Below are 4,078 nucleotides of genomic sequence, written 5' to 3'. Positions count from 1 at the left end.
AGACTCCTGCGGGAGCAGCGGGACAGGTGAGACCCCACAGGCGTTTACGCCGAGGCGGCTCACCGCCCGCCCCGCAGAAAGCGAGCATCTGGAGGGAAATCAACCACGCCGCTTTACTTGGTAAATAGCAACAAAGTATGAGAAAACAGCCTTTGCTTATTATCTCAATGGCCTATTATCTGATTGAAATTAATTATCGGAAAAATCAAAAATATTATTCTTTTTCTGATTAAATTGTGATAGTGTATAAATCAAAGAAGGATTACCTTCATTATTTTAATAATAAGAAGTATTTAATTCGTCGGAAAGGGGTAATATTTTGGAACATCTTCCTTTTAAATTATTAGTAAAGGAAAAATTTGACCAATTATCGGCAGGTCAAAAAAAAGTTGCCGCTTACCTAATTGAAAATTTGGATGAAGCCGCCTTTAAAACGGCATTTCAAATTGGTCGGGAAGCGGAAGTTAGTGAAACGACGGTCATCCGGTTTTCCTATTCATTAGGATTTGAAGGGTTTAGTAAAATGCAGGCCAGAATTCAAAAACAGCTGCTGCACCAAAATCATATAGACATTTCCAACAAGGATTCCATTCTCCGCTTTGATGACAAGCAAGATCCATTTACCAAAGTGATAGAAAACGAAGTTCATATTTTAAGACATCTATTAGATCATACGAACGTTCAGGATATATGGAAAGCAGTCAATGTCTTGATCCAGGCTGACCAAATATTAATTGCAGGGCATCGCATTTCCCATGCCGCCGCCTATTGGTTCTCCTATACGCTAAGTTCATTAAGGGAAAATGTAAGTTTATGTTCACCAACAGGTGACTTCTATGAAAAGTTTTGTAACCTCACTGACAAGTCTGTGATAGTCGTTTTTTCCTTTCCGAGGTATGCGAATGAAACATTAAAAGTTGCTGAGTGTGCCAAGGAACAAGGAGTTTGTTTAATTTCAGTTACAGACCGCCTTCTGTCACCCGTTGGCCGCATCGCTGATATTGCATTGACTACTGAAGAAAACGCAGAAACCGGAACCAATTCAATCGCTTCCGTCATTAGCTTATTGGACTTGGTTATTGCAGGCATACATCAAAAAGACGAAAAACGGATCCATACCCATCAGCAAAAATTAGAAAGGCTATATTCAAGTTATGAAGTGTTTAATGAATGAGTCTTTAATAAAGTTAAAATTCATGTAAAGGAGGGGGGGCATCATTATGAACCCGATTCAATATATTGATCAGCATCAAGAATCATTGATAAAGTCCTACCATGACCTGCATTCTTTGGCTGAGCCAAGCTGGCAGGAGGAAAGAACGTCTTGCTATATATTAAAATCTCTTAGGAAAGCGGGAATGACCACAAAAACATTTCAGAGCCATCATGGGATCATTGCCGAGATTCCAGGCATCTCAAAAAAAGTTGTGGCATTAAGGGCTGATATGGATGCGCTTGTTCAGGAAGTAGATGGAGTTGTGAAGGCCAATCATTCATGTGGACATGACGCACATAGCACAATGGTTTTATATACAGCATTGGCCATTGCCTCCAGTGGAATCCGGCCTAAACACACTCTCCGATTCATATTTCAACCTGCGGAAGAAAAAGGAGAAGGCGCTCTTCAAATGATCAATGATGGAGCATTGGAGGATGTTACATATTTATTCGGGGTACATGTAAGACCCAGTACGGAGGTTCCTTATATGAAAGCTTCTCCCGTCATTGTCCATGGCTCTGCCGAAACGATAAGGGGAACAATCAAAGGTTTACAAGCCCATGCATCCAGACCGCAAGATGGAATAAATGTCATCGAGGCAGCAGCTTTGCTTATCCAAAAATTACAGCAGATTAATCTAGTTACCGAAACTCCTTATTCCATCAAAATGACTCAATTTCAAACAAACAACAATGCATCAAACGTTATCCCGGAAACAGCTGTCTTTGCAATTGATGCCAGAGCTCAATCAAATGATGTAATGAATGAACTAAACCGCTTATCAGAGAAAGCTTTTGACCAGACAATGCAACAAACTGAAACATCCATCTCCTGGTCTGCGGAAGAATTCGTCCCAGCTGCGAGTTTGCATGAAAAAGCCATCAAGCTGGCTGAGGCCGCCATTGGAGATATCCTTGGGAGGGAAAATGTCGCTCCAGTCTGCATTTCTCAAGGAGGAGAAGATTTTCATTTTTATACAGTCGAAAATCCTGATATAACAGCAACCATGATAGGGTTAGGCTGCGATTTAACGCCTGGTCTGCATCATCCGGATATGAAGTTTAATTTGCAAGCACTAATTTATGGAACGAAAATTTTAATTAACACAGTAATGTTGGCGGCAGGAGAATAAAATTTTTCACTAAAAAAATTAATGAAGGGGTGTTTTATGGAAAATACCGCACAAACATCACAAAACGGGGACCAAACAGCTACTGATGGAAAACAACTGGAGCGCAAACTCAAACCAAGGCATCTTTCCATGATTGCAATTGGCGGAACCATTGGAACGGGGCTATTTTTAGCAAGCGGTTCCATTATACATACTGCGGGTCCCGGAGGAGCTGTAGCTGCCTATATAATTGCCGGAATCATGGTTTACTTCCTGATGACAAGCTTAGCCGAAATGGCCGCCCTGATTCCAATTACAGGCTCTTTTAGTACCTATACATCAAGGTTTGTCGATCCAGCTTTAGGATTTGCGATCGGATGGAACTATTGGTATAACAACGCAATCGTAGTCGCGTTGGAATTGGCGGCTTCCTCCCTGATCATGAAATATTGGCTGCCTTCTGTTCCAGGCATCATTTGGAGCGCATTATTTCTCGCCCTCATATTTGGCCTGAATATTTTATCGGTAAAAGGATATGGAGAATCCGAATTCTGGTTTGCCATTATAAAGGTTTTGACGATTATCATTTTTATAGTAGTGGGGTTATTAATGATTGTAGGAATCATGGGAGGGGATGCCGTAGGTTTTGAAAATATCACCAAAGGAGAGGCACCGTTTAAAGGAGGCTTTTTATCCGTTATAAGTGTCTTTATGGTGGTTGGATTTGCCTTCCAAGGCACCGAGTTAGTAGGAATTGCGGCCGGCGAGAGTGAAAATCCGAGAAAAAATATACCCAAGGCCATTAAGCAAATCTTCTGGAGACTGCTCTTGTTCTATGTATTGGCGATAATCGTGATTGGATTTTTAATCAGCTATAATGATCCGCGTTTGTTAAGCTCGGATATAGAAGATATTGCGGTAAGTCCCTTCACTCTAGTTTTTCAAAACGCAGGACTTGCGATTGCTGCATCGGTTATGAATGTGGTCATTCTTACTTCTGTCCTTTCTGCAGGCAATTCCGCCATGTATGGGGCTTCTCGCGTCCTTTGGGTGCTGGCGAAAGAAGGCAAAGCCCCTTCGTTTCTAAAAAAAGTGAATTCAGGCGGCATTCCAGTTAACGCTGTGTACTTTTCTACCATCGTTGGGATGGCAGCTTTCCTGACCTCTTTTTTCGGAGAAGGCTCGATTTATACTTGGTTATTGAATGCTGCAGGATTATCCGGCTTTTTATCCTGGTTAGGAATTTCGATTACACATTATCGATTCCGGAAGGCATACATTGCACAAGGAAGAGATTTGAAAGATTTGCCTTATGTATCAAAATGGTACCCATTCGGTCCAATATTAGCGACATTTTTATGTGTTACGGCTATCCTGGGACAAAATTACTCTGCTTTTTTCGGCCCTGAGATCGACTGGTATGGAATTTTAATTTCTTATATCGGGCTTCCTTTATTTTTCCTGGCTTTTCTAGGTTATAAAATCGTAAAGCGTACAAAAATGATTTCAATGCAAGAGGCTGATTTCAGCAAAGTGGAATAATTTCTTTTGTCAAAAAAGTAGAAATATATTGTTAAAACATAAATGATAGCTCCAGTGCCTAGTAACGACAAGCCGTCGGCAGTGGAAATTATTTGTTCATCTTATGTTGCGGTGATCAAGGCGCTTGAGCTTTTCCTAGGAGGTTGGACATGACGAAAACACAGGAAATTGCAATTCGCTCTCTTCATCGAAATGAAGAGCTAGAG

At 41.1% G+C, this 4,078-nt stretch carries 3 protein-coding genes; all 3 read left to right on the top strand.

Translation table 11 applies throughout. The features are described 5' to 3' along the window. The first annotated feature begins 319 nt into the window (after positions 1 to 319). Genes ACFVSH_RS23780 through ACFVSH_RS23770 form a run of 3 tightly spaced genes read left to right on the top strand, consistent with a single transcriptional unit; the run spans position 320 to position 3,872 of the window. Positions 320 to 1,174: a MurR/RpiR family transcriptional regulator gene (locus ACFVSH_RS23780; protein ID WP_387595459.1), complete on the top strand. Its 855-nt coding sequence runs from the start codon at positions 320 to 322 to the stop codon at positions 1,172 to 1,174. Between the two features lie 46 nt (positions 1,175 to 1,220). Beyond that, positions 1,221 to 2,351, top strand: a complete 1,131-nt coding sequence (locus ACFVSH_RS23775; protein ID WP_387708186.1) for an amidohydrolase — start codon at positions 1,221 to 1,223, stop codon at positions 2,349 to 2,351. 36 nt (positions 2,352 to 2,387) lie between these two features. After that, positions 2,388 to 3,872: an amino acid permease gene (locus ACFVSH_RS23770; protein WP_387708185.1), complete on the top strand. Its 1,485-nt coding sequence runs from the start codon at positions 2,388 to 2,390 to the stop codon at positions 3,870 to 3,872. The last annotated feature ends 206 nt before the right edge of the window (positions 3,873 to 4,078 follow it).

Source organism: Peribacillus sp. NPDC058002, assembly GCF_042886655.1.
Taxonomy (GTDB): domain Bacteria; phylum Bacillota; class Bacilli; order Bacillales; family DSM-1321; genus Peribacillus; species Peribacillus aracenensis.
The sequence above is the reverse complement of the archived record's forward strand: the minus strand, read 5'-3'. Positions and strand labels throughout refer to the sequence as shown.